This is a genomic window from Bacillus cereus group sp. N12 (genome assembly GCF_016483575.1).
GTDB classification, from domain to species: Bacteria; Bacillota; Bacilli; order Bacillales; family Bacillaceae_G; genus Bacillus_A; species Bacillus_A toyonensis.
This window is the reverse complement of sequence record NZ_JAEHBO010000019.1, coordinates 1-25,657: the sequence shown is the minus strand read 5'-3', so window position 1 is coordinate 25,657 and position 25,657 is coordinate 1. Positions and strand designations below refer to the sequence as shown.

Here is a 25,657-nt window from a genome sequence, read left to right as displayed (position 1 = left end):
TTCATATAGCACGTGAAACAAACAGAAAAATAGCCGACTCTTTTTATAAAAGTCGGCTGCTTTCTTATAGTTCGAGCTCTCCCATGCGAAGAAGCTCAACAACTGCTTGTGAACGTCCTTTAACCCCTAGCTTTTGCATTGCGTTTGAGATGTGGTTGCGAACTGTCTTTTCACTTATAAAAAGTTCACCTGCAATTTCTTTCGTTGTTTTATCTTGAACCAGTAATTCAAATACTTCTCTCTCTCTCTTTGTGAGTAAAGGTTTAGATTGATACGCTTTTTCCTTCAACTGGTATAACCCTCCTTGCTTAAGCCAGAGCTGTGTATGTGTAAGTTGGGTGTTTATTTAGTCAAGATATTGTATGAACGAAATGTGCAGGTGGTGAATAAAAATGGGCTTTATTTCCTATGTTATTTTAGACTTTTATACAGTGCGGACACTCTTTTTATCCACTTACTTTCCAGTACGCCATATTTGTTCTAGCAATATACTTACAACTGTACCTACAAATAAACCATTCCCGAATATATATTGCATAACAGACGGCAATGATTGGAGTGCTCCAGACGGTAAAAACATAACGCCGCTGCCAAATAATACTGCAACGCCTAAAATCGTTATATTCCTTTCACTCATCGGCACTTGTTTTATATTATTAAATCCAATTCCAATTAACTGTACGAACGAAGCCATTAACACTGCAGATGCGACAGCGGATGGCAACGATGCTAAGTAACGAATAATACTCGGAAACAGCGACATTACGACTAGTAATATACATGCTAGTAAGAACGATCGTATATACTTTTGTTTTGTTAAACGTATAAATCCCGCTGTCGCCGGTAGCGGCACGACACCTACAGTTGAAAATACGGAAGAAATGATATGTGAAATCCCTCCAACCCACGTACCATCCTTCAACTGTTTTTGTTCAATAGTCGCTTTATGAATCGTAGCTTGATTAATCGCTATAATAGCTGCCACTGTATTTGAAACTAAAATACATACCATAACGAAACTCGATACAGCCATCCCTGTATTCCACTTTGGAAGACCCCAAGCAAATATTTGTGGAAGTTGCACAAAATGAGTTACTTGAGATGGGATTGTCACTTTCCCTGCAATGAGAAAAATAATCCACCCACTAATTAATCCTATTAAAACGGCATAACTTTTAACGAAACCTTTTCCAAAATTAGATAGTATAATAACGAACAGAAATATACTAAACGCGATTATTGCTGTAAATCCATCAATTTGAGAAATAGTAGCTGTAATTCCTAGCATTCCTTTTAAAAATACACCACTTAATTGTAAACATAATAAAAGTAAAAACGTCCCTGTCACAACCGGCGTAAATAAAAATAAAATACGTCCAATAAAACCAGTTACTCCTAATCCTATTAAAATAACACCGGAAATGATCATTCCTAATTCCAAAATTTGCAGTGTACTATGTAATTGATCCTGTCCGGCCGTTGCATAAGCAAGTACGGTAAATACACCAACCCAAGATCCAGCTGGCCCATCCGCAATTGGTAGTCTATGTCCAATCCATCCTTGTAAAAAAGAAGATATACCAACTACAAAAAACGTACGCTGCATTAAATAAAATATTTCTTCCGTCGTAAGATGAAATAACCCACCAACGACAATTGGTAGTGCGATTGAATTCGCTAATAAAAATATAAACCATTGCAAAGTTCCCATAATATGATTTTGGTTATGTTGATTGTCCAAATTTTTCATCCCTTCTAGCTTTCCTATACGAAATATATTGTAAGAATAAAAAAGAAGAGTTCTATATTCTCAATTAGAACCCTCCTCAAATTATTTAAACGATTCTTCTACACAAGATTATTTAATTCCACCTTATTTAAACTTCCAACAACAATATCCCCTTTATACACGACTAAACGCTTTTCTGTTTGACGCGCTACCGCTTCAGCAGTACATGTTGCATTCGTTAAAACAAAGCTCGCTTCATCTCCTACATTTGGCCAAGCTCGTTTCCCTTCCTTGTTTAACGTTTCTTTTCCTCCCGTAATAAAGCGAAGTGCTTTTCCTAAAGACCTTTCGTCACTCCACCCAAAACGCTCTGCTAATCGATTTGCCTTTTGAAGCATATCGCCAGTTCCAAACGGCGACCAATGATCTGTAATACTATCATTTCCTAATGAAACTTTAACACCTTTTTTATCTAATAATGGAATTGGAATTACTTGTTTACCAATTGGCACCGTTGAAGTAATATCAATACTTAATGCTGCTAATCTTTCTGCCACTTCTTCAGCTTCTTTATCAGTAACACCACCAAGTCCAAGTGCATGACTAATTGTTACACGACCTTGCCACCCTGCTTCTTCTGTTAAGCTTGCCAACCTCTTCATCGTAAACGTTCCTAGATTATTCGCATCATGCAAATGAATATCAACATCTGCATTAAATTCTACTGCGATATCCATAATCGTATGTAATGATTTTTCGATATCATTATCCACTGTAGCTGGATCCACTCCACCGACTAGATTCGCACCCATACGCATCGCATCTTTCACAAGTTGTACAGAATTACTGCGCAATAATCCATGTTGCGGAAAAGCAACGATTCTACCAGACATCCGATTTTTATATGTTTCTAATGCAGCTAACGTCGCCTCCAAATTATGAAGTCCAATAATTGGATCAACATTACAATGCGTTCTAATATTCGTTGTACCATTTCGAAGTAGTAACTCTAGCATATTTTCCGCCCTGTCTTGAGCAGTTGTTACTTGCTTTGGCAAAATCTTCTCTTCCTCATTAAAACGTGTAAAAATACTGTCTGCTGGCATACAAGCTTTCCAAGGCCCACTATAATATGTTTTATCAATATGAATATGCATCTCTTCGAAAGACGGCAAAATTAATAAGCGATTCGCATCAAGAGTTACTATCCCTTCCTCTTGAACAATCCCTTCTATAATTTTTTTAATTCGTCCATCTTCAATGAGTAAACTACATAATTCTGTTTCTGTTCGTGAAATTGCCCCTTCTTCATATGTATACCTTGATTCAAGCATTACATTAGTCAACCAATATACTGTCATTTCTATTTCCCCACCCTTTATTAAAAATCGCCTCATACCTCTTACTATAAGTTTAATATCCGCTGAAAATTAAGACAATTAATATGATCGTTTCTCTAAAAAAATGTAATACAACCTCATAGTCTTCTCATAAATTTCCATATAGAATAGAAGTATATAGCTTCATATAAAAAAGGAGTTGATCGTTATATGTCAAAAAAATTATGTAAATCCGAAACTGATAAAATGCTATTTGGTATATGTGGTGGTTTAGGAGAATATTTTGATATTAGTTCTACTCTCATTCGTATCCTTTGGGTCATTGCTATTTTATGTTTTGGAACGGGATTTTTAGTTTACTTTATTTGTTTATTACTTATGCCACGTTCGTACTAATGGCATCACTTCCTATACTTAAGAAGAGCATATAAAAAATCACCTATAGAATTCTATAGGTGATTTTTTCATGAAGAGTATTTCATCGTTAAATGTAATACAGCCACTTCATCTTCTTCATTTTTATAGCTATGTTTCTTATTCGCTTCAAATTGAATGGAGTCAAACTCGTTTAATTCGTATACATCATTCTCCACTTGAATGGATACTTTCCCTTTCATTACCGTTACAAGCTCAATAGCACCTTCATGATGAGCTTCCGGTTCATATATACTATTCGCTCTTAAACAAGCACGGTGCATTTCCATCCCTGTTTCTTTCGTGTAACGGAACATCGTTTCTAAATGCCATGCTTGTCCTACATCTACTGCAAATCCTTCTCCGCAGCGCGCAACAGCTACAGGTTCTCCAACAACCATTAATCTCGATAAAGGTATCGATAACCCTTTCGTTATTTTCCAAATGACAGCTAACGTTGGATTCGTTTCACCTCTCTCAATTTTCCCTAATGTTAATTTACTAACTCCTGTTTTTTGGGCTAATTCTTCTAAACTTAATTTTTGTTCATTTCGAATTTGCCTTAATAGCTGACCTACTTGCTGAATGACTTCTTTCGTTTGCATATCTTCATGTTCTTTCATCTATAAAACCACCTTAAAGTATAAAATAGTTTACTTTTATTATCTTAAAGTATATTATACTATACATAATTATTTATTTCCAAAAGGAGTGTTATATTTCATGCGTGCAATATTATTAGGCCTCTTATCATCAGCCTTTTTTTCTGCAACTTTTATTATTAATAGAGCAATGAATGTATCTGGAACGAGCTGGGCTTGGACAGCTTCCTTCCGCTTTTTATTCGCTCTCCCTATTTTATTCCTTATCGTTTTATTTCGCAAAAACTTAGGTGGGTTATGGGCAGAGTTAAAAAAACATCCATTCGCATGGATCGGATGGGGTTCCGTTGCAGGGATTGGTTTCTATTCTTTATTAAGTTTCGCAGCTGTCTTCTCTCCGGCTTGGCTCGTTGCCGGAACTTGGCAAGTTACGATATTAGCAGGTTTACTTTTATCACCACTATTTTTCGTAAAAATAGAAACGAAGTCAGGTACAAAACTTGTACGCGGAAAAATTCCGCTTCGTAGTTTATATGTAGCATTATTTATTTTACTAGGTGTAATTTGTATGCAAACAACTGCAGCTGGACACATTACAATAACTCAGTTCATTTCAGGGTTTTTACCTGTCGTATTAGCTGCTTTTTTATATCCGTTCGGCAACCGAAAAATGATGGAACTTGTGGGGGGACGTCTTGATACATTCCAGCGTGTATTAGGAATGGCAATAGGCAGTCTTCCTATTACAATTTTACTTGGTATATACGGATTTTCTACTACTGGTATTCCAACATCCAGCCAAATGCTGCAAGGATTTTTGTTAGCTTTATGTTCCGGCGTCATTGCGACGATGACATTTTTCTTTGCCACTGACTTAGCAAAAGACAACCTCGCTTTACTTGGTGCCGTTGAAGCAACACAAGCTGGAACGATGGTCTTTACAGTACTTGGTGAAATTGTGTTCTTGAACGGTTCATTCCCTGGTGACCTTTCCCTATTTGGAATGATTATTATTATGTTAGGAATGGTTGCAAATAGTATTTTAAACCGTTCTGTTCCAGTCATTAAACAGAAAAAGTCAGCATAAAAAAGATATGGTTCTTCTTCATAGAACCATATCTTTTTTATTGTCCCCCTATTTCGCCTTATCAGAATAGTATTTCATTGGCTGTTTATACGAAAACCTATGTTATAATACGTTTCATGCGCATTAATAGGAGGTAAATTATGTTAAAAAAAGCAATCACTGAATTTATTGGTACATTTGTACTTGTATTATTCGGAACTGGAGTAGCTGTCACTGGCGGCGGAATTGAAGGAATTGGAACATTAGGAATCGCTATGGCTTTCGGTCTATCTATTGTAGCTATGGCATATAGCATTGGAACAATTTCTGGATGTCACATTAACCCAGCAGTATCGGTAGCTATGTTCATTAACAAAAGAATGAACGCTATGGAACTTTGTTATTATGTATTAGCTCAAATTTTAGGTGGTTTATTAGGAACTGCAACGTTAGTAACGATTTTACGCTCTGCTAAAACACCTTTAGATAATTTAGGACAAAATGGTTTCGGAACTCTTGGTTTATCTGGAGCATTTTTAGTTGAGTTCGTTTTAACTTTCGTATTTATTTTAGTTATCATGGCTGTAACAGGTAAAAAAGGAAGTTCTTCTTTAGCGGGACTAGTAATTGGTTTCACATTAGTTTTAATTCACTTATTAGGAATTCCTTTAACTGGAACATCTGTTAACCCTGCTCGTAGTATCGCACCAGCTTTATTTGTTGGTGGAGAAGCACTTTCTCAACTATGGGTATTCATCGTAGCACCAATTCTTGGTGGTATCGTAGCAGCTATCGTAGGTAAATTCATTTTAAATACTGAAAAATAGAATTTTCAATATTTCTGAATAAAAAAAGGCGAGCCCTCATTATGAGGAAGCTCGCTTTTTTATTCTTTTATTTTAGACTTTAAATTTGTAACTAATTGCTCTACCGTTACATTTGCAAGTACGTTTTCCATCGCTTCTTGCGCTTGCATTAAAATAATTTCTAATACTGATTGAATATTAGCTCCTACTGGACATTCAATGTTGGGATTTTCATGGAAGGAAAATAGATGTCCTTCTTCTACAACTTCCACTGCTTTATATACATCAAGTAATGTAATTTCTTCTAAATCACGAGCAAGTGTCGTACCACCTTTACCGGCTTGTACATCAACAAGTCCTGCTCTCTTCAACATTCCTGTAATGCGACGAATCACAACTGGATTTGTATTCACACTACCAGCAATCCATTCAGAGGTACAGCGAGAGTTTCGATCTATCGCAAGTAAAGTCAACATATGAACACCTACTGTAAAACGACTACTAATTCCCATCTGCACACCCTCCTTTGTATTCATTCTATTAAAAGACAACTCTTACTATTATATACTATTTTTAATTTATACATAAAGAAAAAGCATGATTTCAATAGAAAATCATGCTTTTCTCTCATTATTGACGCTTAATAAATTTTGCTAAATCTTTAAATTTCACTTTGTCTGAGTAATTCATTACACCATTTACATAGATACGACTTGTAACAGCGTTTAATATACCAATCGTCGCCAATAAGACTACTAATGTTATCGTAATTTCTAACATGCCTGCTTCACCGGCTACAATACGTGAGAAGGTAACCATCGGTGTAAAGAACGGAACGTAAGAACTTACAACAACGATAGTACTATTCGGATCACTTAATGATTTAATACTAATGAAGAATGCAGCCATAATTAAAATCATTATCGGGAAAGATACAGCTTGTAAATCCTCCGTCTTAGAAACAACAGCGCCAGCTGCAGCGTACATCATCGCATAAAGTAAATATCCCGTAATGAAATAAACAAGGAACATACTTATAACTTTTGCATCTAATTTTGTAAAGTCAATTGGAATTCCAAATAATGAGGCGTTTTCTAAATCGACCCACCCTAACAAATAAGGAATAAGATAACCGCACGCTAATATGACCAGTTGTAATAAAGCTGTTGAAACAACTGCTAATATTTTCGCATACATCATCGTAAGCGGTTTTACTTTCGGCAGCATGACTTCCATTACACGTGACGCCTTTTCTGATGCAATATTCATTGCAATTGTATTTCCGAACGCGACAATAAACATATATAAAGCAAATGTAAAAAAATAGGCAATTCCGAAAGAAGAAGAGCGATCTTTTATTGCTTCTTGTTTCACTGAAATTTCAGTTTGCAATTGCTGTGCAATTTCTGGTGAAACATTATGCTTTGCAATTGTCACCATTGTATATTGTTGTTTGAAATAACTTGCCATGATTGCAGAAGTTGCTTGGCTAGGAAATCCATTATACATATACGTAACCTCTGGAGCTCCATTCTTTTCTATTACATGAAACAAACCATCCAGCTCACCGTCTTCTACTTGTTTATGCAGTTTATCAAAATCTGCTTTTGAACCAACCGTTATTTTTGCTGATGGTAATAGCTTAGTTAACTCTTCTTTTTGTACGTTGTATGTGGAACTTTCTGTTACAACTGCAATTTTATCTTTATCCTTACTTTTATCATTCCCTGAAGTAAAATGATTAAATGCAAAAATCCCAAATACAACTAAAAATAATATCGCACTCGTAATTAATGATTTTTTAGATAAAAACGCTTCTCTAAAATAAAATGAAAATACATGAGAAAATTTACGCATCGTTATTTCGCCCTCTCTACAAAGATTTCATTTAACGTCGGCTCTAACATTTTAAATTGGCGCAAGGTAACACCTTGTTCTTGCAATTGTTGTAAAATCTTTAGAGCTTCTGCATCGTCTTGTACTTTTATATAAAGAAGGCCTTGTTGTTTTTCATATGAAACATGTATAGCTTCTAATCCCTTTTCATTCTCTGCTGTATCTTCAATCGTTAAATTACGGAAACCATATTCTTTCTTAATATCACTTAACTGTCCTTTGACAACTGCTTCGCCTTTTTTCAAAATACATACATGTTGGCAAAAAGCTTCTACTTGTTCCATACGATGACTGGATAAAATAATTGTCTTCCCGCTCTGTACTTGTTCTTCAATAATGCTAGCTAACATCCCAGCATTGACTGGGTCAAGTCCGCTAAACGGTTCATCTAAGATGAGAAGTTCAGGATTATGAAGAAGAGCAGCAATTAATTGAATTTTTTGCTGATTCCCTTTTGAAAGCTCTCCTGCCGTTTTAAATTTGTATTCTGGAATTGCTAATCGCTCTAACCAGTGGTCAATGGCAAGATCTACTTCTTTTTTCGTCATTCCTTCTAATCTACCAAAATATCGCAGCTGGTCTATTACTCTACTTTTTGTATATAAACCTCTTTCTTCTGGTAAATAACCAATCGTTACCCCACTAGTCCCAAATGATTTTCCATCCCATGTAATAGAGCCTTCATTAGGCGTTAATAATCCGAGAAGCATTTTGATTGTAGTTGTTTTCCCTGCACCATTTCGTCCAAGTAATCCTAGCACTTCACCTTTTGGTAACGAAATTTGCAAACCGTTAACTGCTTTTGATTCCCCAAATAGTTTCGTTAAGTTTTGAATTTGTAAACTCAAAGTATAAAGCCTCCCCTTTATTATCATTCGTACTCTCTTTCAAAGATTATGTTTATTTAGGATAAAATATAGCACTACGCTTCATCCTCTTATATATAACATTACCTTTAATCCATCATTTGTTCTATTTAGTTAAAATTGTAAATAACAAAGGTTTATTTGTCAATTATAATTGTCATTACGACAATAAAACCTGTCAAAATGACTATCATTATTTTGCTCATCTTTCTAATATAGGACACACTACTATATATACAAAAGACAATATGCAAATGTTCATAAAAAATTTTTATATTTTAATATATAATATAAGATGATTTTCTAACATCAAGGAGGATACATATGAAGATGAAGAGGGGCATTACCACTTTATTATCTGTAGCGGTTCTATCTACATCGCTTGTAGCATGTTCAGGAACGACAGAGAAAACAGCGGCCAAAGAAGAAAAAGTAAAATTAACAGAACAGCAATTAATGGCTGATTTATGGTATCAAACAGCTGGTGAAACGAAAGCACTTTACTACCAAGGGTACAATATCGGTCAATTGAAGCTGGATGCAGCTCTTGCAAAAGGGACAGCAAAAAAACCTGCTATCGTACTTGATTTAGATGAAACTGTTTTAGACAACAGTCCTCATCAAGCAATGAGTGTAAAGACAGGAAAAGGCTATCCTTACAAATGGGATGATTGGATTAATAAGGCTGAAGCTGAAGCCCTTCCAGGCGCAATTGATTTCTTAAAATATACAGAGTCTAAAGGTGTAGATATTTACTACATCTCAAATCGTAAAACGAACCAACTAGATGCAACTATTAAAAATCTTGAGCGCGTAGGTGCTCCTCAAGCAACGAAAGAACATATATTATTACAAGATCCGAAAGAAAAAGGGAAAGAGAAACGCCGTGAACTCGTTTCTCAAACACATGATATTGTCTTATTCTTCGGTGATAACTTATCTGATTTCACTGGTTTTGATGGTAAATCGGTAAAAGATCGCAATCAAACAGTTGCAGATTCAAAAGCACAATTTGGTGAGAAATTCATCATTTTCCCTAATCCAATGTACGGCGATTGGGAAGGCGCTTTGTATGACTATGATTTCAAAAAATCAGATACGGAAAAAGATAAAGTCCGTCGTGACAACTTAAAATCATTTGAAGCAAAATAAAAGAGGATGGCATTTGCCATCCTCTTTCTTTATTGCATATTTCTCGTTAAAGGTAAAATAAACACTTCTACACGTCTATTTTTTGCTTTTCCTTCCGGTGTATCATTTGGTGCAATCGAACGGTATTCTCCGTAACCAATTGCACTAAATTTTCCTGGTTGCAAATCTTTATTTTGAAGTAATACCTGCATAAAATTAACGGCACGCTGTGTACTTAACTCCCAGTTTGATGCAAACTGAGCATTTGCGATAGGAACAGTATCTGTATGACCAGATACTGTAATCTCACGAGGTGATGCGGAAACAAGCAGGTTAGACATCTCTTTTGCAATCCCTAACGATTCTAATTTCACATCTGCTTTCCCCGAGTCGAATAGTACATTTTCTAATATTGTTACCATTAATCCTTTTTCAGTTAAATCGGTTTTAAAAGAAGACGATAATTGCTTTTCCTCAATATATTTATCAATACCTTTTTGTACCGCTTTTAATTCATTCATTTCTTGCTGCTTTACTTCAGCCTCAGCATTCTTTTTAATCTGCTCAGATTCTAAACTATTTGCTGACAACTCTTTCTCTTCATTCGGCTTCTGGTCACTTAAAAACTCTTTATTTCCTGTTCCACCTGCTAGTTCACTCCGAAAAGCTACTGCCATCTGTTTAAACTTCGCAGCATCTATACTACTCATTGCGAATAATACGATGAATAATGCAAATAACAACGTTAACATATCAGAATACGGAATTAACCACGTTTCATCGATATGCTCATCATGTTTTTTCTTTTTACCTCTTCTATTTTTTTTACTCCGCATTTTTTTCTGCTCCTATTTCTAGCTTTTTACGCTCAGTTGCAGAAAGTGCACCTAAAATACGGTTCTTCATAATAAACGGATATGTACCTTCTTGTAACATTAATAAACAATCAATAATTAAACGTTTTTTCTCGATTTCAGCTGCCGATTTTTGCTTTAACTTATTTGCAAATGGATGCCATAGTACATAACCTGAAAAAATACCAAAAATCGTTGCAATAAACGCACCTGAAATAGCATGTCCTAACTTGTCAATATCAGTTAAATTACCAAGCGCAGCTACAAGACCAATAACAGCACCTAAAACCCCTAATGTCGGTGCATACGTACCAGCTTGTGAAAAAATCGCCGCTCCTTTTGCATGCCTTTCTTCAATTGCTTCTAATTCAGCTTCTAAAATCTGCTCTAAATCTTCTGCGGATACGCCATCAATCACAAATTTCATACCACGTAAAAGAAATTCATCTTGAATTTTGTCTAATTGTTGCTCTAAAGACAAAATACCGTATTTTCTACTTTCAGATGTCCAATGAACAAATAATTCTAGCAACTGTTCGTAACTTAAATCCTTTTTATTTGAACCAAAAAGAACTTTAAATAATTTTGGAACCCTTTTTAGTTGATTCATCGGAAATGCAATACAAACTGCGGCAAATGTACCGATGAAAATAATTAATGCTGCGGCAGGATTCAATAAGGCTGTTACGTCAGCGCCCTTGACGACCATCCCTACTACTACCGCTACAAATCCTAAAATAAGTCCAATAATTGTTGCAAAATCCATTCCCATTCACTCCTAGTCTATACAAGAAGTTCTTTATTCTCGATAATCGCTACATCTTCTTATGTATATATATTACATAAAAAATTCAATTCATGAAAGATAAGAAATGAATTATATGAAAAAATACTACAATTTCACACATTTTCTGACATTTTCTTTGCATTTTCATTACGTTACGGCTCTTATATTTCTTTTTCAACAAACTAAACTTATAATAAAAACAATACATATTTTATTAAGAAAGGACTGTGATTACAAGGCATCATGAAAAAAATAATAATTATTTCTGCCGCTACTATTGTAATCGGTATCACATCTTTCGCTTATTTCAGTTCTGAATCACCATTACAAAATGGGGCGAAAGCTGTCGAAAGTCAAAAACATAGTAATCATCCAAAAGAAGAGATTCCTGCTTTTCCAAAAGCTGATCATAATGAAAAAAAACTAGATGATAATTTTTCCGTTGTAACAAATCCAGATTCTGCTCTTGTATTAGTCAATAAACATCGTAAATTACCAGATGGGTATATTCCAGAAGATTTAAAGAAACCGAACGTACCATTTACTAGTCCAAAAGATAAAGAGAAAACATTACTTCGTAAAGATGCTGCAGATGCGCTTGAGAAAATGTTCCAAGCAGCGAAAAACGAGGGGATAGAACTTACAGCAGTTTCAGGTTACCGTTCTTACAAACGTCAACAGTCATTACATAATACCTATATTAAGCGCCAAGGAAAAACTGAGGCTAATTCGGTAAGTGCAATTCCAGGAACAAGTGAGCATCAAACTGGTCTAGCAATGGATATTAGCTCAAAATCTGCTAAATTCCAATTAGAACCAATCTTTGGCGAGACAACAGAAGGGAAATGGGTTGCAAAACACGCCCATGAGTTTGGATTTGTCATTCGTTATTTAGAAGATAAAACAGAAACAACAGAGTACGCATACGAACCATGGCACTTACGCTACGTTGGTAATCCATATGCCACATACATATATAAACACCATCTAACATTAGAAGAGGCAATGAAGGATAAAAAATAAGAGAGCGATTCGCTCTCTTATTTTTGTATTCTCTTCTATTATTTTAGTAATTTCATCTTCCATTCTTCAGGCCACGGCTCGCCTCTTCCTGTTTTTTTCGATGCTTGTACCATCATACCGCGTCCAACTAAACAAACTTCCCCTTCTGCATTTTTGACCATATAGTGCAAATCTAAAGAAGAATTCCCAACTGTTCCTGCCTTTACATATACTTTCAACTGCTCATCAAAATATATTTGTTTGATGAAATTACATTGTAAATCTGCAACAACGATCATCGTTTCTGATGATTCATTTGTCCATTCTTGCATAAATCCAAGTTCTTTAAACAATGCGATACGTGCTTCTTCAAAATATGTAAAAGCAATGACATTATTTACATGTCCAAACATATCTACTTCACCGAAACGAACTTTTACAGGATTGTAAAACGAAAAACCACTTTCCCATTGCTTAAAGTCTTCAATATAAGAAATTCTCTTCATCGTTTTCTCTCCTTTTCAACTTCCAATATACAGAATAAACTGAAAAATAACCTTATAAATATTGCCCCTTCAAATGAAGAGGCATATTTATTAATAGTTATTATCGCTACCAAAGAAATCTTTGAACGATTGAATTGTTGTATCACGATTTAATGCTGCGATTGAAGTTGTTAATGGAATACCTTTCGGACATGATTGCACACAGTTTTGAGAGTTACCACAGTTTGCAAGCCCTCCATCTCCCATAATTGCACGTAAGCGATCTGCTTTGTGCATTTCACCTGTTGGATGCGAGTTGAATAAACGAGCTTGTGATAACGGTGCTGGTCCAATAAAGTCAGATTTACTGTTTACGTTTGGACATGATTCTAAGCAAACACCACATGTCATACATTTTGAAAGCTCATAAGCCCATTGACGTTTCTTCTCCGGCATTCTTGGTCCTGGACCTAGGTCATACGTACCATCGATTGGAATCCAAGCCTTAACGCGTTTTAATGCGTTAAACATACGACTACGGTCAACTTGTAAATCACGTACAACCGGGAATGTCTTCATCGGTTTTAAGCGAATTGGCTGTTCTAATTGATCAATAAGCGCTGTACATGATTGACGTGGTTTTCCGTTAATAACCATCGAGCAAGCGCCACATACTTCCTCTAAACAGTTCATATCCCATGCAATCGGAGTTGTTTGGTTCCCTTTTGAATCAACAGGATTACGGCGAATTTCCATAAGTGCCGAAATAATATTCATATTTGGACGATATGGAATTTCAAACTCTTGGTCAAACTCTTGTGCATCTGGTCCATCTTGTCTCGTAATGATGAGGCGGATTGTTTTCTCAGACATGTTGCTTATCCCCCTTCTCTTCACCCTTAGCAGCTACATCATGTTTTGAAGAATAGTCACGTTTACGTGGTTTAATTAATGAAACATCCACTTCTTCGTAATGGAATGCTGGTGCATTTCCTTCTCCCTCAAATTTTGCCATTGTAGTTTTTAAGAAGTTTGCATCATCACGATTTGGGAATTCCGGTTTGTAATGCGCTCCGCGGCTTTCATTACGGTTATATGCCCCAATTGTAATAACACGAGCTAGCTCAAACATATTTGCAAGTTGACGTGTAAATGAAGCACCCTGGTTACTCCATCTCGCTGTATCGTTAATGTTAATGCGTTTGTAACGCGCCATTAACTCTTCAATTTTTGCATCTGTTTCTAATAACTTTTTATTTTCACGAACTACTGTAACGTTATCTGTCATCCATTCTCCCAGCTCTTTGTGAAGAACATATGCATTTTCGTTACCATCAAGCGTTAAAATATTGTTAAATTTCTCTGTTTCGATTAATTCATTTTGCTCATATACACTAGATGAAACAGCATCAGATGATTTAGAAAGACCTTTCATATACTCAATTGCGTTCGGTCCTGCTACCATACCACCGTAAATTGCTGATAATAGTGAGTTCGCACCAAGGCGGTTACCACCGTGCATAGAATAATCGCACTCACCTGCTGCAAATAAACCTGGAATGCTTGTCATTTGCTTATAATCAACCCATAGCCCGCCCATTGAATAGTGAACCGCTGGGAAGATTTTCATTGGTAGTTTACGAGGATCATCTCCTGTAAACTTCTCATAGATTTCAATAATTCCACCAAGTTTAATATCTAGTTCTTTCGGATCTTTATGAGAAAGATCTAGGTACACCATGTTTTCACCGTTAATACCTAGTTTTTGCTCTACGCAAACATCAAAGATTTCACGCGTTGCAATATCACGAGGTACAAGGTTTCCGTAAGCAGGATATTTCTCTTCTAAGAAGTACCATGGCTTACCATCTTTATATGTCCAAACACGCCCACCTTCACCACGTGCAGATTCACTCATAAGACGTAACTTATCGTCTCCAGGAATTGCCGTTGGATGGATTTGAATAAACTCACCGTTCGCATAATATGCACCTTGTTGATATACAGCAGACGCTGCTGTACCTGTATTGATAATAGAGTTAGTTGATTTTCCAAAGATGATACCAGGGCCCCCTGTTGCCATAATCACGGCATCAGCTTGGAAACTTTTAATCTCCATAGTTTGTAAGTCTTGTGCAACGATTCCTCGGCACACACCTTCATCATCAACAACAGCTCGCAAGAAATCCCAACCTTCATATTTCGTTACAAGTCCTGCTACTTCGTGACGACGTACTTGCTCATCTAATGCGTATAGTAATTGCTGTCCAGTTGTTGCACCAGCAAATGCTGTACGGTGATGTTGTGTTCCACCAAAACGACGGAAATCAAGAAGTCCTTCTTCCGTACGGTTGAACATAACACCCATACGGTCCATTAAATGAATAATACCAGGTGCTGCTTCACACATTGCTTTAACTGGTGGTTGGTTCGCTAAGAAATCCCCACCATAAATTGTATCGTCAAAGTGGATCCATGGAGAATCCCCTTCACCTTTCGTATTTACGGCACCGTTAATTCCGCCCTGAGCACATACAGAATGTGAACGTTTTACTGGTACTAATGAAAACAGTTCAACATTTACTCCTGCTTCTGCCGCTTTAATCGTTGCCATTAAGCCAGCCAAGCCACCGCCGACTACTATAAGTTTCCCTTTCATGCTCTCCCACTCCTTACTGGTTTGCTAGCTGTGGATCGATGAACGCTAATAATGCACTCACACCTACATAAGATAGACCTAAGAAAATAGCTAATGTTACATAAGTAGAGATTCTTTGTGAACGTGGAGACACTGTAATTCCCCAGCTAATGCAGAATGTCCATAGTCCATTTGCAAAGTGGAAAATTGTTGAAACAACACCAACTAAATAGAATGCAAACATAGCTGGATTGTTTAAAATATCTGCCATCATATCGTAGTTTACCTCTTTACCTAACATTGCTTGAATACGAGTTTCCCAGACATGCCAAGAAATGAAAATCAGCGTAACGATACCTGAAATTCGTTGGAAGACGAACATCCAGTTACGGAAATAACCGTAAGATACCGCATTGTTCTTAGCTGTAAATGCAATATATAAGCCATATATAGCATGGTACAGTATAGGTAAAAAGATGATGAAAATTTCTAGCGCATACCGGAATGGAAGGAGCTCCATAAAGCCTGCAGCTTTGTTAAAAGCCTCTGCTCCTCTTGTTGCAAAGTTGTTTACAATTAGATGTTGCGTCAAAAAGACACCAACCGGGATGACCCCCATTAATGAGTGCCACTTACGAAACGTATACTCGCGGCCTTTCATGTCCCCATTACCCCCTTGAATGTTTGACTGCTGTTTTCAGATTAATTTACAACAATAATGTTTTTTCACTATTGGCATAAGAAAAACTGAAAAAATTATTCGAAATATTTCAGCATAATTTGATACCAAGTTCATTTTACTCCTATTTTTGTCGAAGCGTCAAGAAAACGTATACATAATTTGCATATAATTTGCCAATTCTTTTTTTCTTCTTATATATTCAGATTTTCCTAAAGAAAAATCTGTTTTTATAAATGAGAAATGTTATATAATAAGCCCTATAGAAAGAGGGGAATATTGTGAGCAAAAATACAATCGATATAACATCTTTAGAAGATGTTTCATTGAACGCCTTCGCTTATGAATTGCTACGTGAAGAATTACTACCTGATTTAATTGGTAACGATTTAGATGGTATTTTATACTGGTCCGGTAGAAACCTTGCAAGAAAATATCCGCTAGAAACAATTGAAGAAGTCATTCAGTTCTTTGAAAAAGCTGGTTGGGGCACTTTAAGTATTATTGAGCATAAACGTCGTGAAATGCAGTTCCAACTTAAAGGCACTCTCATTGCTGAACGTCAAAAACAAAACAGACATTCTTCTTATCAATTAGAAGCTGGATTCATTGCTGAGCAAATTCAGAAGCAACGAAACGTCGTAGCAGAGTCATACGAAGAAAAGAAAAAACGTTCAGACTCTATTACATTTCTTGTGAAATGGGATATAAAAGATCTCATTGAAGTGTAGCCTTACCTACAGTCAACTAGACATATAAGTTTAGTTGACTTTTTTGTATTTTCATTCAGATGCGTTTATTTTAAATCTTCAGAAATTATACCAAAAAACAGAAGACGTTGTAAACTACAACGTCTTCTTATCTGTTAAATACGTATAAATTGTTTCTGCGACATTTTTCGGCATACCCGCTTCGACAAATTCTGCTACAGAAGCTTCTTTCATCTTCTTTAATGAACCAAAATGTTTTAACAATACCTTTTTCCGTTTATCACCGATTCCTGGAATATCGTCCAGTGCTGATTGAATGACAGATTTCCCGTGTAATTGACGATGGAATGTAATCGCAAATCGATGCACTTCATCTTGAATGCGCTGCAATAAATAAAATTCTTGGCTATTCCTCTCAAGTATCACCGGTTCAGGTGGATCCCCAATAATTAAATGGGATGTTTTATGTTTGTCATCTTTTACAAGGCCTGCCATCGGAATATATAACCCAAGCTCATTTTCTAGAACATCACTTACAGCTGCCAGATGACCTTTTCCCCCGTCAATAATGATTAAATCTGGTAATGGTAAATTCTCTTTAAGCGCCCTTGTATAACGGCGCCTCACAACTTCTCTCATAGACTCATAATCATCTGGTCCTTGAACCGTTTTAATTTTATATTTCCTGTACTCTTTCTTCGCTGGTTTCCCATCGATAAAAGCAATCATTGCAGAAACGGGATTTGTTCCTTGAATATTTGAGTTATCAAACGCTTCAATACGATACGGTGTTTCAATCCCGAGCTGCTTTCCTAACTGATCTACAGCTTTAATCGTTCGCTCTTCATCACGTTCAATTAAGTAGAATTTCTCTTCAAGTGCAATTTTCGCATTTTTATTTGCTAATTCTACAAGATCTTTTTTCTTACCACGTTTCGGCTGCGTCGCTTCAACTTCTAAAAAGCGCTCTACTAATTCTGAGTCTATACTTCCTGGAACAACAATTTCTTTCGGTTTAAAATGACTGCTGTTTTCATAAAATTGACCGATAAACGTTAAAAATCCCTCTTCTGGTTCATCATAGATTGGAAACATAGAAACATCACGTTCAATTAGCTTTCCTTTTCGAACGAAGAAAACTTGAACGCACATCCATCCTTTATCAACTGCATATCCAAATACATCACGGTCCACTAAGTCACTCATAATCATCTTTTGTTTTTCCATAATTGCATCTATATGAGCAATTTGATCTCGCAATTCTTTCGCACGTTCAAATTCTAGTTTCTCTGAAGCCTCATACATCTTTGTTTCTAATTCTGAACGAATTTCTTTATGTCCACCATTTAAAAACTTAATAATTTCATCCACAATTTCTTTATTTTGTTCTTCCGTCACTTCTTTCACACAGGGTGCTAAACATTGGCCCATATGATAATATAAACACACTTTATCGGGCATGTTTGAGCATTTGCGAAGCGGATACATGCGATCTAATAGTTTTTTCGTTTCATGAGCTGATTGTGCATTCGGATAAGGGCCAAAATACTTTCCTTTATCCTTTTTTACGTTACGCGTAATGAGTAAGCGCGGCTGTTTTTCAGCGGTAATTTTAATAAAAGGATATGTTTTATCATCTTTTAATTGAATATTATATTTTGGATCATACTTTTTTATTAAATTTAACTCTAAAATAAGAGCCTCCAAATTTGAAGAGGTTACGATATATTCAAAATCTACAATTTCTCCTACAAGCCGAAGTGTTTTCCCATCATGCGAACCAGTAAAGTACGAGCGCACACGATTTTTTAACACTTTTGCCTTCCCGACATATATAACCGTTCCTTGCTTATCTTTCATTAAATAACAACCAGGTTGATCTGGTAAAATAGCCAATTTCTCTTTCAAATGTTCGTGCACTCGCCTACCTCCATTTCTACATGCTTATCATTGCAAATTCAAAATAAAAACATACAATGACAAAACACCCAACATACGTTCTTTTATTGTAACGGAAAGGTTTAAAAAAGGAAAATAAAAAAAGCTACCAAATGGTAGCTTCTTTCTTTTAGAAGTGTTTAGAAACTAATTCTACTAACGCTTCTTTCGGTTTGTAACCTAACGCTTGATCAACTACTTTACCGTCTTTTAATACGAAAAGAGCTGGAATGCTCATTACTTCAAATTGACGAGCGGTTTCTTGGTTTTCATCAACGTCTACTTTTACTACTTTTACTTTTTCACCTAGTTCTGAATCGATTTCCTCTAATACAGGAGCGATCATTTTACAAGGTCCACACCAAGGTGCCCAGAAATCTAATAATACAACACCTTCGCTAGTTTCAGCTGCGAAGCTTTGGTCATTTGCGTTTATAATTGCCATTTTATTTCCTCCTTCAAGTATATTCTACCAAGAGTATATCATTAACTTATATACGTGGCGAATAATATGTATCGTTATGTATTGTAACAAAAAAATGTTCCTTTATACTATATAAAAATATGGATGAAATACTAAAAAGGTGAGGGACAGGGGATCCCTCACCTTTTTCTATATATAGGGGTACTTCACTTGGAACTCAAGGGTACTCAAATCATGAATGTACTTTTAACTTTTTAAACTCTTCTGTTAAAAGAGGTAAAACTTCGAATAAGTCACCAACAATACCATAGTCAGCTACTTTGAAAATACTTGCTTCTGGATCTTTATTAATTGCAACGATTATTTTTGAGTTAGACATACCAGCTAAATGCTGAATCGCACCAGAAATACCGCATGCAATGTATAGATCTGGCGTAACGACTTTACCCGTTTGACCAATTTGTAATGAGTAATCGCAATACTCAGCGTCACAAGCACCACGAGATGCTCCAACAGCGCCGCCTAGTACATCAGCTAACTCTTTTAATGGCTTAAATCCATCTTCACTCTTCACACCACGTCCGCCAGCGATAATAACTTTCGCTTCTGAAAGATCAACGCCTTCTGCAGTTTTACGGACAACATCTTGAATAATTGTACGTAAATCTTTCACATCTACTGTAATAGAAGACACGTCACCTGTGCGAGACTCGTCTTTTTCAAGAGTTGCAATGTTATTTGGACGCACTGTCGCAAATAAGATACCATCTGTTACAATCTTCTTCTCAAACGCTTTACCAGAGTAAATCGGACGAGTGAAGATAACATTTCCACCTTCAACTTCTAAAGCAGTTACATCAGAAATTAGACCAGCTTCAAGTTTCGCTGCTAATTTTGGTGATAAATCTTTACCAAGTGCTGTATGTCCAAATACGATACCTTCTGGCTTTTCTTCAGCATATACAGCTAAAAACGCTTGTGCGTAACCATCAGATGTATATGATTTTAATTTATCATTTTCAACTGTCACAACGCGATCTGCACCGTAATGAATCAATTCATTTGCAAAAGAGGCAACGCTGTCTCCAACTAGAAGACCTACCACTTCACCGCCTTCTGCAATTGTTTTTGCTGCTGCTACCGCTTCAAACGAAACGTTACGTAGCGATCCGTCACGAACTTCACCCATTACTAATACTTTACGAGCCATAGATTTTCCCTCCTGCATATATAATTTCGTATTTTATTAGATTACTTTCGCTTCTGTATGGAGCAACGATACAAGTTCTTTTACTTGATCTTGCAGCTCGCCTTGTAACACTTTTCCTGCATCTTTCTTAGGAGGCAAATAGATTTCAATTGTTTTTGTCTTTGCTTCCACATCATCTTCTTCTAAATCTAAATCATCTAATTCTACTTCTTCCAGTGGCTTTTTCTTCGCTTTCATAATACCTGGAAGCGATGGATAACGCGGTTCGTTTAAACCTTGTTGTGCTGTTACTAAAACTGGTAATGACGTTTCAATAACTTCTGTATCACCTTCAACGTCACGCTCAATCTTCACGTTTGTACCATCAATCTCAAGTTTTGTAATTGTCGTTACGTACGGAATATTTAGCGCTTCAGCTACGCGTGGACCAACTTGTCCAGATGCACCGTCAATCGCAACGTTTCCGCCTAAAATTAAATCTGCATCTTTATCTTTTAAATATTCAGCAAGTACTTTTGCTGTTGTAAACTGATCGCCATTTTCAACATCATCTTCAATATTAATTAATACCGCTTTATCACAGCCCATCGCTAATGCTGTACGAAGTTCTTTCTCACTATCTTCGCCACCAACTGTTACGACAGTAACTTCTCCACCTTGTGCGTCTCTTACTTGAATTGCTTCTTCAATCGCATATTCATCGTAAGGGTTGATGATGAATTCCGCTTCGCCATCGTAAATTGCACCGTTTTTAATTACGATTTTTTCTTCTGTATCAAATGTTCGTTTCATGAGTACGTAGATGTTCATTCCATTTACCCCCTTATTTTTTCAGAAAGATTCTATCAATTTTAAAATTCTGTTAATTTATATTAAAAAAATAATTGAACTACCTACCACTAAACGAAGGCTTACGTTTTTCTAAAAACGCTGCTACACCTTCTCTTCCATCTTCACTCGTAAATACTTCACCGAAGATTTGAGCTTCGCGCTGTACACCTTCGTAATAATGAGACGATTTTGTCGTTTGCAATAACTCTAACACAGCACGAGTTGTTGCTAGACTTTTTCCAGCAATTTGTTTTGCAACTTTAAGTGTATCGTCTAAAAGTGTTTCTTCAGAAAACACTCCGTTAACAAGTCCCCATTTTAATGCTTCTGCACCAGTAATTGGTGTACTCGTTAACATCATTTCACAAGCTTTCGCTTTCCCAACATAACGTGGTAAGCGCTGTGTACCTGCAAAACCAGGAATTAATCCAAGTGTTAATTCAGGTAAACCAAGTTTTGCACTTTCAGTTACAAAGCGCATGTGGCAAGACATAGCAAACTCAAGGCCGCCGCCAAGTGCCGCTCCATGAATTGCCGCGATAACTGGTTTTGAACATTTTTCAACACGCTCAAATGTAACTTGTCCAAGCTGCGCTAATTCTGTCGCTTGCTTCGCTTCAGTAACAGATGTAAATTCTTTAATATCTGCTCCAGCTGAGAAGAAGCGCCCTTCACCGTGAATAACAACAACACGAATGTTATCATCCTTCTCCACTTGATCAATTAACTCAGTAACGTCATGCATAACTTGTGAAGACATCGCATTCGCTGGCCCGTGATTTAACGTCGCCACCGCAATATGGTCTTCAACTCTTACAGATAGGAATTTCAACATGATCCCTCCCATTATTGACGATAACCACAAGCCGCAATAAGTAGCCCATGTACCGTTTTTGAAAGTGCGACCAGATCATACTTATGATCGCTCATTACCCAATTGGTCACAACTTCATCTACTGTTCCAAAGATCATTTGTCTTGCCACACGAACATTTAAGTCCGCCTGAAACTCACCTTGCTTTATACCTGTCTCTAAAATTTCATCCATAACTTGTAAGTAGCCTTTTAATACTTCATTTATTTTAAGGCGCAAGTCTTGATTGGACTGTCTTAGCTCTAATTGCGTAACGATAGCAAGAGGATCATTTTGTGATAACAGCAAGAAGTGCGTTTCTACCAACATGAATAACTTCGCTACAGCGCTTTCAATTCCTGCTGTTTTTTGACGAATTGTTTCAACAAATTCTCCCATCTTCTCTTGGAATAAGGATATTAATATATCTTCTTTATTTTTAAAATATAAATAAATCGTACCATCAGCTACCCCAGCTTGCTTTGCAATTTTAGAAACTTGCGCTTGATGGTATCCATTCTCTGCAATCACAATGACTGCCGCATCAATAATTTGATTGTATTTCGGTCTATTTTTCTTCACTTTACTGTCCCCTTCAAGAAGATGACTGAATGAATAGTCATTCATATTCTTATAATACTGACTATTTAGAAAAGTGTCAATCCTATTTTTTCAAAAAGAAAGGGCCTTAGCCCGTTTGCTCATCCTCATTCTTTCTCTTCTCTTCATCTATTAGGACGCGGCGCAAAATTTTCCCTACTGTCGTTTTCGGCAATTCATCTCTAAACTCGTATACTTTCGGTACTTTATAAGCCGCTAAATATTTACGTGCAAACTGATCTAATTCCTCTTCAGAACATTCAGCGCCTTCTTTCAAAACAACAAATGCTTTTACAGTTTCCCCTCTGTACGGATCAGGAACACCGATCGTCACTACTTCTTGCACCTTTTCGTGTTCATATAACACTTCTTCTACTTCACGAGGATATACGTTAAAACCGCTAGCAACAATCATATCTTTCTTACGATCTTTCACATAGAAAAAGCCATCCTCATCCATGTATCCTACATCACCTGTATGAAGCCAGCCATCTTGCAATACAGCCGCCGTTTCTTCTGGCTTATTCCAATACCCTTTCATAATTTGTGGGCCTTTAACAACTATTTCACCGATTTCACCTGGAGGTAATGCCTCTCCTGTTTCAAGTGACATGATGATTGACTCCGTATCTGGCCACGGTACCCCAATACTTCCTGGCACACGTTTTTCCCACAAGAAATTCCCATGTGTAACGGGTGATGACTCCGTTAATCCGTAACCTTCTACCAGTTTACCACCTGTAACGCTCTCAAACTCCTCCTGTACTTCTACAGGAAGCGGTGCAGAGCCACTAATACAAGCCTGAATAGAAGAAATATCATATTCTTTTAAAAGAGGGCTATTTAATAGAGCAATATAAATGGTCGGCGCTCCTGGAAATAGTGTAACTTTATGTTTTTTAATTGCTTCAAAAACCATTTTCATATCAAACTTCGGAATAAGCACCATTTTATACCCTTGCATAATACTTAAATTCATTACAGCTGTCATTCCGTATACATGAAAAAACGGAAGGACACCAAGGATCACTTCTTCTCCCTCTTTACAATTATATAACCAATGTGCTCCCATTAAAGTGTTCGAAACGAGGTTTTTATGCGTCAGCATAACCCCTTTTGGAAATCCTGTCGTTCCCCCCGTATACTGCAAAAGAGCTAGATCATTTTCAGGATCACAGGGAACCTCAACATCAGCAGTACTTTCCCTTTCTACTGATTTCCATAGATGAATCGTTTCGCTTTCCGACACATTCACAACAAGATTCGCCTGCTTTTTTTGTACAAATGGATAAAGTAAATTTTTAGGGAATGGTAAGAAATCTGCAATACGAGTTACGATAATGTGCTCCAGCTTTGTGGCATTTTGAACATTAGTAACTCTCGGAAACACTAAATCAAGGCAAAGAATGACTTTTGCCCCAGAGTCATGAAGTTGGTACTCAAGCTCTCTTTCTGTATAAAGAGGATTCGTTTGTACGACAATCCCCCCCGCAAGCAAAGTACCATAATAACCGATTACAGATTGCGGACAATTCGGCAACATAATCGCAACTCTATCTCCCTTTTCAACACCAAGCCTTTGCAGATAATTCGCAAACTTCTTTACCTTGTCATGGAAATCTGAAAATGTAACATCTTTACCTAAAAAATGAAGCGCTTTCTTTTCTGGATAACGAGAAGCTATTTTCTCTAAATATCCATGAAGTGGCTGAATATCATAAGAAATAGTACTAGGAATTTCCTCTGGATAACTTTTTAACCAAGGTTTTTCCACCTTCATTCCCCCTTCAAATACATAAAAAATAAATGAATGTTCATTCATGATGGTTGTTTTCATTATATTATAGTCATAACAACGTTACAATCATAATATTCTGACTTTTATATAACTATGCTTTACCTCATTAACTTCTTATTATATGTACAAACTCTCTTACTCTTAAAAGAGTAAGAGAGTTATTATTTAACTTAGTCTTATAATTGTTAATACCGCTCCTGGAGTAGTCGTTGATAACGTCGCAACAGCTAACAAGCCAAATAATTGCAAACTAATTGCACTCCCCGCCGCAAGAGTCGTAATAATTGTTGCACTAAACGATGTGGTTGCTACTGCAGGGGAATTGATCGTCCCAGCAAGCGGTGCCCCATTAATTGTAATTCGCGAACTGACTAATAATGAAGCCGTTATATTAATCGAATATGAAATATAATAATTCCCTGCATTTGCAGCCGTAAATACTGTGTTCCCCCCAGACACTGTAATACCTGGACCGATATTCTGATTGTTTGGAAGCGGGACATTTGTTCCACCAAGTAATACCGATATTGCTGTACCCGACGTATTATTTGCAAATGCGTATGTTGCCGTTATACTTGTGCCGGTTGCTCCTGTTGGGCCTGTATCACCGGTTGCCCCCGTTGGACCTGTCGCTCCCGTTGCTCCTGTTGAGCCTGTATCACCTGTTGCTCCCGTCGGACCTGTTGCTCCCGTCGCTCCTGTTATTCCTGTCGCTCCTGTTGAACCTGTTGAACCTGTTACTCCCGTCGGACCCGTTGCTCCTGTTGAACCTGTCGCTCCTGTTGGACCCGTTGCTCCTGTTATTCCTGTCGCTCCTGTTGCCCCCGTTGGACCTGTTGCTCCTGTTATTCCTGTCGCTCCTGTTGCTCCCGTTGCTCCTGTTGGGCCTGTATCACCGGTTGCCCCCGTTGGACCTGTTGCTCCTGTTATTCCTGTCGCTCCTGTTGGACCTGTTGGACCTGTCTCTTATACACATCTGACGCTGCCGACGAAGCTAGA

At 36.9% G+C, this 25,657-nt stretch carries 26 protein-coding genes and 1 pseudogene; 6 read left to right on the top strand and 21 right to left on the bottom strand.

What is annotated here, in order from left to right:
* Positions 1-64: 64 nt before the first annotated feature.
* The 3 genes from gerE to JDS92_RS12195 form a co-directional block, all read right to left on the bottom strand.
* A complete protein-coding gene (gene gerE, locus JDS92_RS12205) occupies positions 65-289 on the bottom strand; it encodes a spore germination transcription factor GerE (protein WP_000659484.1) in 225 nt (74 codons plus the stop codon).
* A gap of 165 nt (positions 290-454) precedes the next feature.
* Positions 455-1,750, bottom strand: coding sequence for a purine/pyrimidine permease (locus JDS92_RS12200; protein ID WP_000792689.1), 1,296 nt, complete (start codon positions 1,748-1,750; stop codon positions 455-457).
* A gap of 98 nt (positions 1,751-1,848) precedes the next feature.
* Positions 1,849-3,090 carry an amidohydrolase family protein gene (locus tag JDS92_RS12195; RefSeq protein WP_098711449.1) on the bottom strand — a complete coding sequence of 414 codons (1,242 nt, stop codon included), beginning with the start codon at positions 3,088-3,090 and terminating at the stop codon, positions 1,849-1,851.
* Positions 3,091-3,279: 189 nt separating this feature from the next.
* Here JDS92_RS12195 and JDS92_RS12190 point away from each other — a divergent pair, with 189 nt between their 5' ends.
* Positions 3,280-3,465, top strand: a complete 186-nt coding sequence (locus JDS92_RS12190; protein ID WP_000038412.1) for a PspC domain-containing protein — start codon at positions 3,280-3,282, stop codon at positions 3,463-3,465.
* 68 nt (positions 3,466-3,533) lie between these two features.
* Here JDS92_RS12190 and JDS92_RS12185 read toward each other — a convergent pair whose 3' ends face one another.
* Entirely contained in the window at positions 3,534-4,106 is a 573-nt protein-coding gene (locus tag JDS92_RS12185; protein WP_000658048.1) for a helix-turn-helix domain-containing protein, read from the bottom strand.
* A gap of 100 nt (positions 4,107-4,206) precedes the next feature.
* On the opposite strand from JDS92_RS12185, the gene JDS92_RS12180 reads away from it, so the two are divergent.
* Both JDS92_RS12180 and JDS92_RS12175 read left to right on the top strand, forming a co-directional pair.
* Positions 4,207-5,172: a DMT family transporter gene (locus JDS92_RS12180; RefSeq protein WP_098711447.1), complete on the top strand. Its 966-nt coding sequence runs from the start codon at positions 4,207-4,209 to the stop codon at positions 5,170-5,172.
* 140 nt (positions 5,173-5,312) lie between these two features.
* Positions 5,313-5,978 carry an aquaporin gene (locus tag JDS92_RS12175; protein ID WP_000913216.1) on the top strand — a complete coding sequence of 222 codons (666 nt, stop codon included), beginning with the start codon at positions 5,313-5,315 and terminating at the stop codon, positions 5,976-5,978.
* A gap of 59 nt (positions 5,979-6,037) precedes the next feature.
* Here JDS92_RS12175 and JDS92_RS12170 read toward each other — a convergent pair whose 3' ends face one another.
* From JDS92_RS12170 to JDS92_RS12160, 3 genes are all read right to left on the bottom strand, one after another.
* Complete coding sequence (locus JDS92_RS12170; protein WP_000512996.1) at positions 6,038-6,469, bottom strand: Rrf2 family transcriptional regulator; 432 nt, start codon at positions 6,467-6,469, stop codon at positions 6,038-6,040.
* Positions 6,470-6,587: 118 nt separating this feature from the next.
* Positions 6,588-7,814: an ABC transporter permease gene (locus JDS92_RS12165; RefSeq protein ID WP_001224992.1), complete on the bottom strand. Its 1,227-nt coding sequence runs from the start codon at positions 7,812-7,814 to the stop codon at positions 6,588-6,590.
* Positions 7,815-7,816: 2 nt separating this feature from the next.
* Entirely contained in the window at positions 7,817-8,701 is an 885-nt protein-coding gene (locus tag JDS92_RS12160; protein WP_000058105.1) for an ABC transporter ATP-binding protein, read from the bottom strand.
* Positions 8,702-9,043: 342 nt separating this feature from the next.
* Here JDS92_RS12160 and JDS92_RS12155 point away from each other — a divergent pair, with 342 nt between their 5' ends.
* Positions 9,044-9,871 (top strand): 5'-nucleotidase, lipoprotein e(P4) family, encoded by an 828-nt coding sequence (locus tag JDS92_RS12155; protein ID WP_000782780.1) that lies wholly within the window; start codon positions 9,044-9,046, stop codon positions 9,869-9,871.
* A gap of 29 nt (positions 9,872-9,900) precedes the next feature.
* Here JDS92_RS12155 and motB read toward each other — a convergent pair whose 3' ends face one another.
* Positions 9,901-10,686, bottom strand: a complete 786-nt coding sequence (gene motB / locus JDS92_RS12150; protein WP_001256738.1) for a flagellar motor protein MotB — start codon at positions 10,684-10,686, stop codon at positions 9,901-9,903.
* Positions 10,676-11,470, bottom strand: a complete 795-nt coding sequence (gene motA, locus JDS92_RS12145) for a flagellar motor stator protein MotA (protein ID WP_000344856.1) — start codon at positions 11,468-11,470, stop codon at positions 10,676-10,678. The genes motB and motA overlap by 11 nt, the downstream gene beginning before the upstream one ends.
* A 264-nt stretch (positions 11,471-11,734) precedes the next feature.
* Here motA and JDS92_RS12140 point away from each other — a divergent pair, with 264 nt between their 5' ends.
* Complete coding sequence (locus tag JDS92_RS12140) at positions 11,735-12,514, top strand: M15 family metallopeptidase (RefSeq protein ID WP_000720189.1); 780 nt, start codon at positions 11,735-11,737, stop codon at positions 12,512-12,514.
* Positions 12,515-12,552: 38 nt separating this feature from the next.
* Here JDS92_RS12140 and JDS92_RS12135 read toward each other — a convergent pair whose 3' ends face one another.
* The 4 genes from JDS92_RS12135 to sdhC all read right to left on the bottom strand — a co-directional run bounded on the left by JDS92_RS12135 (position 12,553) and on the right by sdhC (position 16,277).
* Entirely contained in the window at positions 12,553-12,999 is a 447-nt protein-coding gene (locus tag JDS92_RS12135) for an acyl-CoA thioesterase (RefSeq protein ID WP_000822754.1), read from the bottom strand.
* 90 nt (positions 13,000-13,089) lie between these two features.
* Positions 13,090-13,851, bottom strand: coding sequence for a succinate dehydrogenase iron-sulfur subunit (sdhB, locus tag JDS92_RS12130; protein WP_001291830.1), 762 nt, complete (start codon positions 13,849-13,851; stop codon positions 13,090-13,092).
* Positions 13,844-15,637 carry a succinate dehydrogenase flavoprotein subunit gene (gene sdhA / locus JDS92_RS12125; RefSeq protein ID WP_000676745.1) on the bottom strand — a complete coding sequence of 598 codons (1,794 nt, stop codon included), beginning with the start codon at positions 15,635-15,637 and terminating at the stop codon, positions 13,844-13,846. Before sdhA ends, sdhB begins: the two co-directional genes overlap by 8 nt.
* Before the next feature lie 13 nt (positions 15,638-15,650).
* Entirely contained in the window at positions 15,651-16,277 is a 627-nt protein-coding gene (sdhC, locus tag JDS92_RS12120) for a succinate dehydrogenase cytochrome B558 (RefSeq protein WP_000678354.1), read from the bottom strand.
* Between the two features lie 299 nt (positions 16,278-16,576).
* On the opposite strand from sdhC, the gene JDS92_RS12115 reads away from it, so the two are divergent.
* The gene (locus JDS92_RS12115) at positions 16,577-17,026 is read left to right on the top strand and encodes a YslB family protein (RefSeq protein WP_000042215.1); all 450 of its coding nucleotides are present in this window, start codon (positions 16,577-16,579) and stop codon (positions 17,024-17,026) included.
* A gap of 114 nt (positions 17,027-17,140) precedes the next feature.
* Here the strand turns inward: JDS92_RS12115 and uvrC are convergent, their stop codons facing one another.
* The 8 genes and pseudogenes from uvrC to JDS92_RS12075 all read right to left on the bottom strand — a co-directional run.
* Complete coding sequence (gene uvrC / locus JDS92_RS12110; protein ID WP_000544286.1) at positions 17,141-18,925, bottom strand: excinuclease ABC subunit C; 1,785 nt, start codon at positions 18,923-18,925, stop codon at positions 17,141-17,143.
* A gap of 148 nt (positions 18,926-19,073) precedes the next feature.
* A complete protein-coding gene (gene trxA / locus JDS92_RS12105) occupies positions 19,074-19,388 on the bottom strand; it encodes a thioredoxin (RefSeq protein ID WP_000974757.1) in 315 nt (104 codons plus the stop codon).
* A gap of 211 nt (positions 19,389-19,599) precedes the next feature.
* Positions 19,600-20,577 carry an electron transfer flavoprotein subunit alpha gene (gene etfA, locus JDS92_RS12100; protein WP_000101960.1) on the bottom strand — a complete coding sequence of 326 codons (978 nt, stop codon included), beginning with the start codon at positions 20,575-20,577 and terminating at the stop codon, positions 19,600-19,602.
* Between the two features lie 36 nt (positions 20,578-20,613).
* A complete protein-coding gene (etfB, locus tag JDS92_RS12095; protein ID WP_001029031.1) occupies positions 20,614-21,387 on the bottom strand; it encodes an electron transfer flavoprotein subunit beta in 774 nt (257 codons plus the stop codon).
* 79 nt (positions 21,388-21,466) lie between these two features.
* A complete protein-coding gene (locus JDS92_RS12090; protein ID WP_000911298.1) occupies positions 21,467-22,243 on the bottom strand; it encodes an enoyl-CoA hydratase in 777 nt (258 codons plus the stop codon).
* 11 nt (positions 22,244-22,254) lie between these two features.
* Positions 22,255-22,842 (bottom strand): TetR/AcrR family transcriptional regulator, encoded by a 588-nt coding sequence (locus tag JDS92_RS12085; protein WP_000742218.1) that lies wholly within the window; start codon positions 22,840-22,842, stop codon positions 22,255-22,257.
* Between the two features lie 106 nt (positions 22,843-22,948).
* Positions 22,949-24,634, bottom strand: a complete 1,686-nt coding sequence (locus JDS92_RS12080; protein WP_000414725.1) for a long-chain-fatty-acid--CoA ligase — start codon at positions 24,632-24,634, stop codon at positions 22,949-22,951.
* A 189-nt stretch (positions 24,635-24,823) separates the two neighbouring features.
* Positions 24,824-25,621, bottom strand: a pseudogene (locus tag JDS92_RS12075) (BclA C-terminal domain-containing protein); the annotation flags it as partial.
* Positions 25,622-25,657 lie beyond the last annotated feature (36 nt).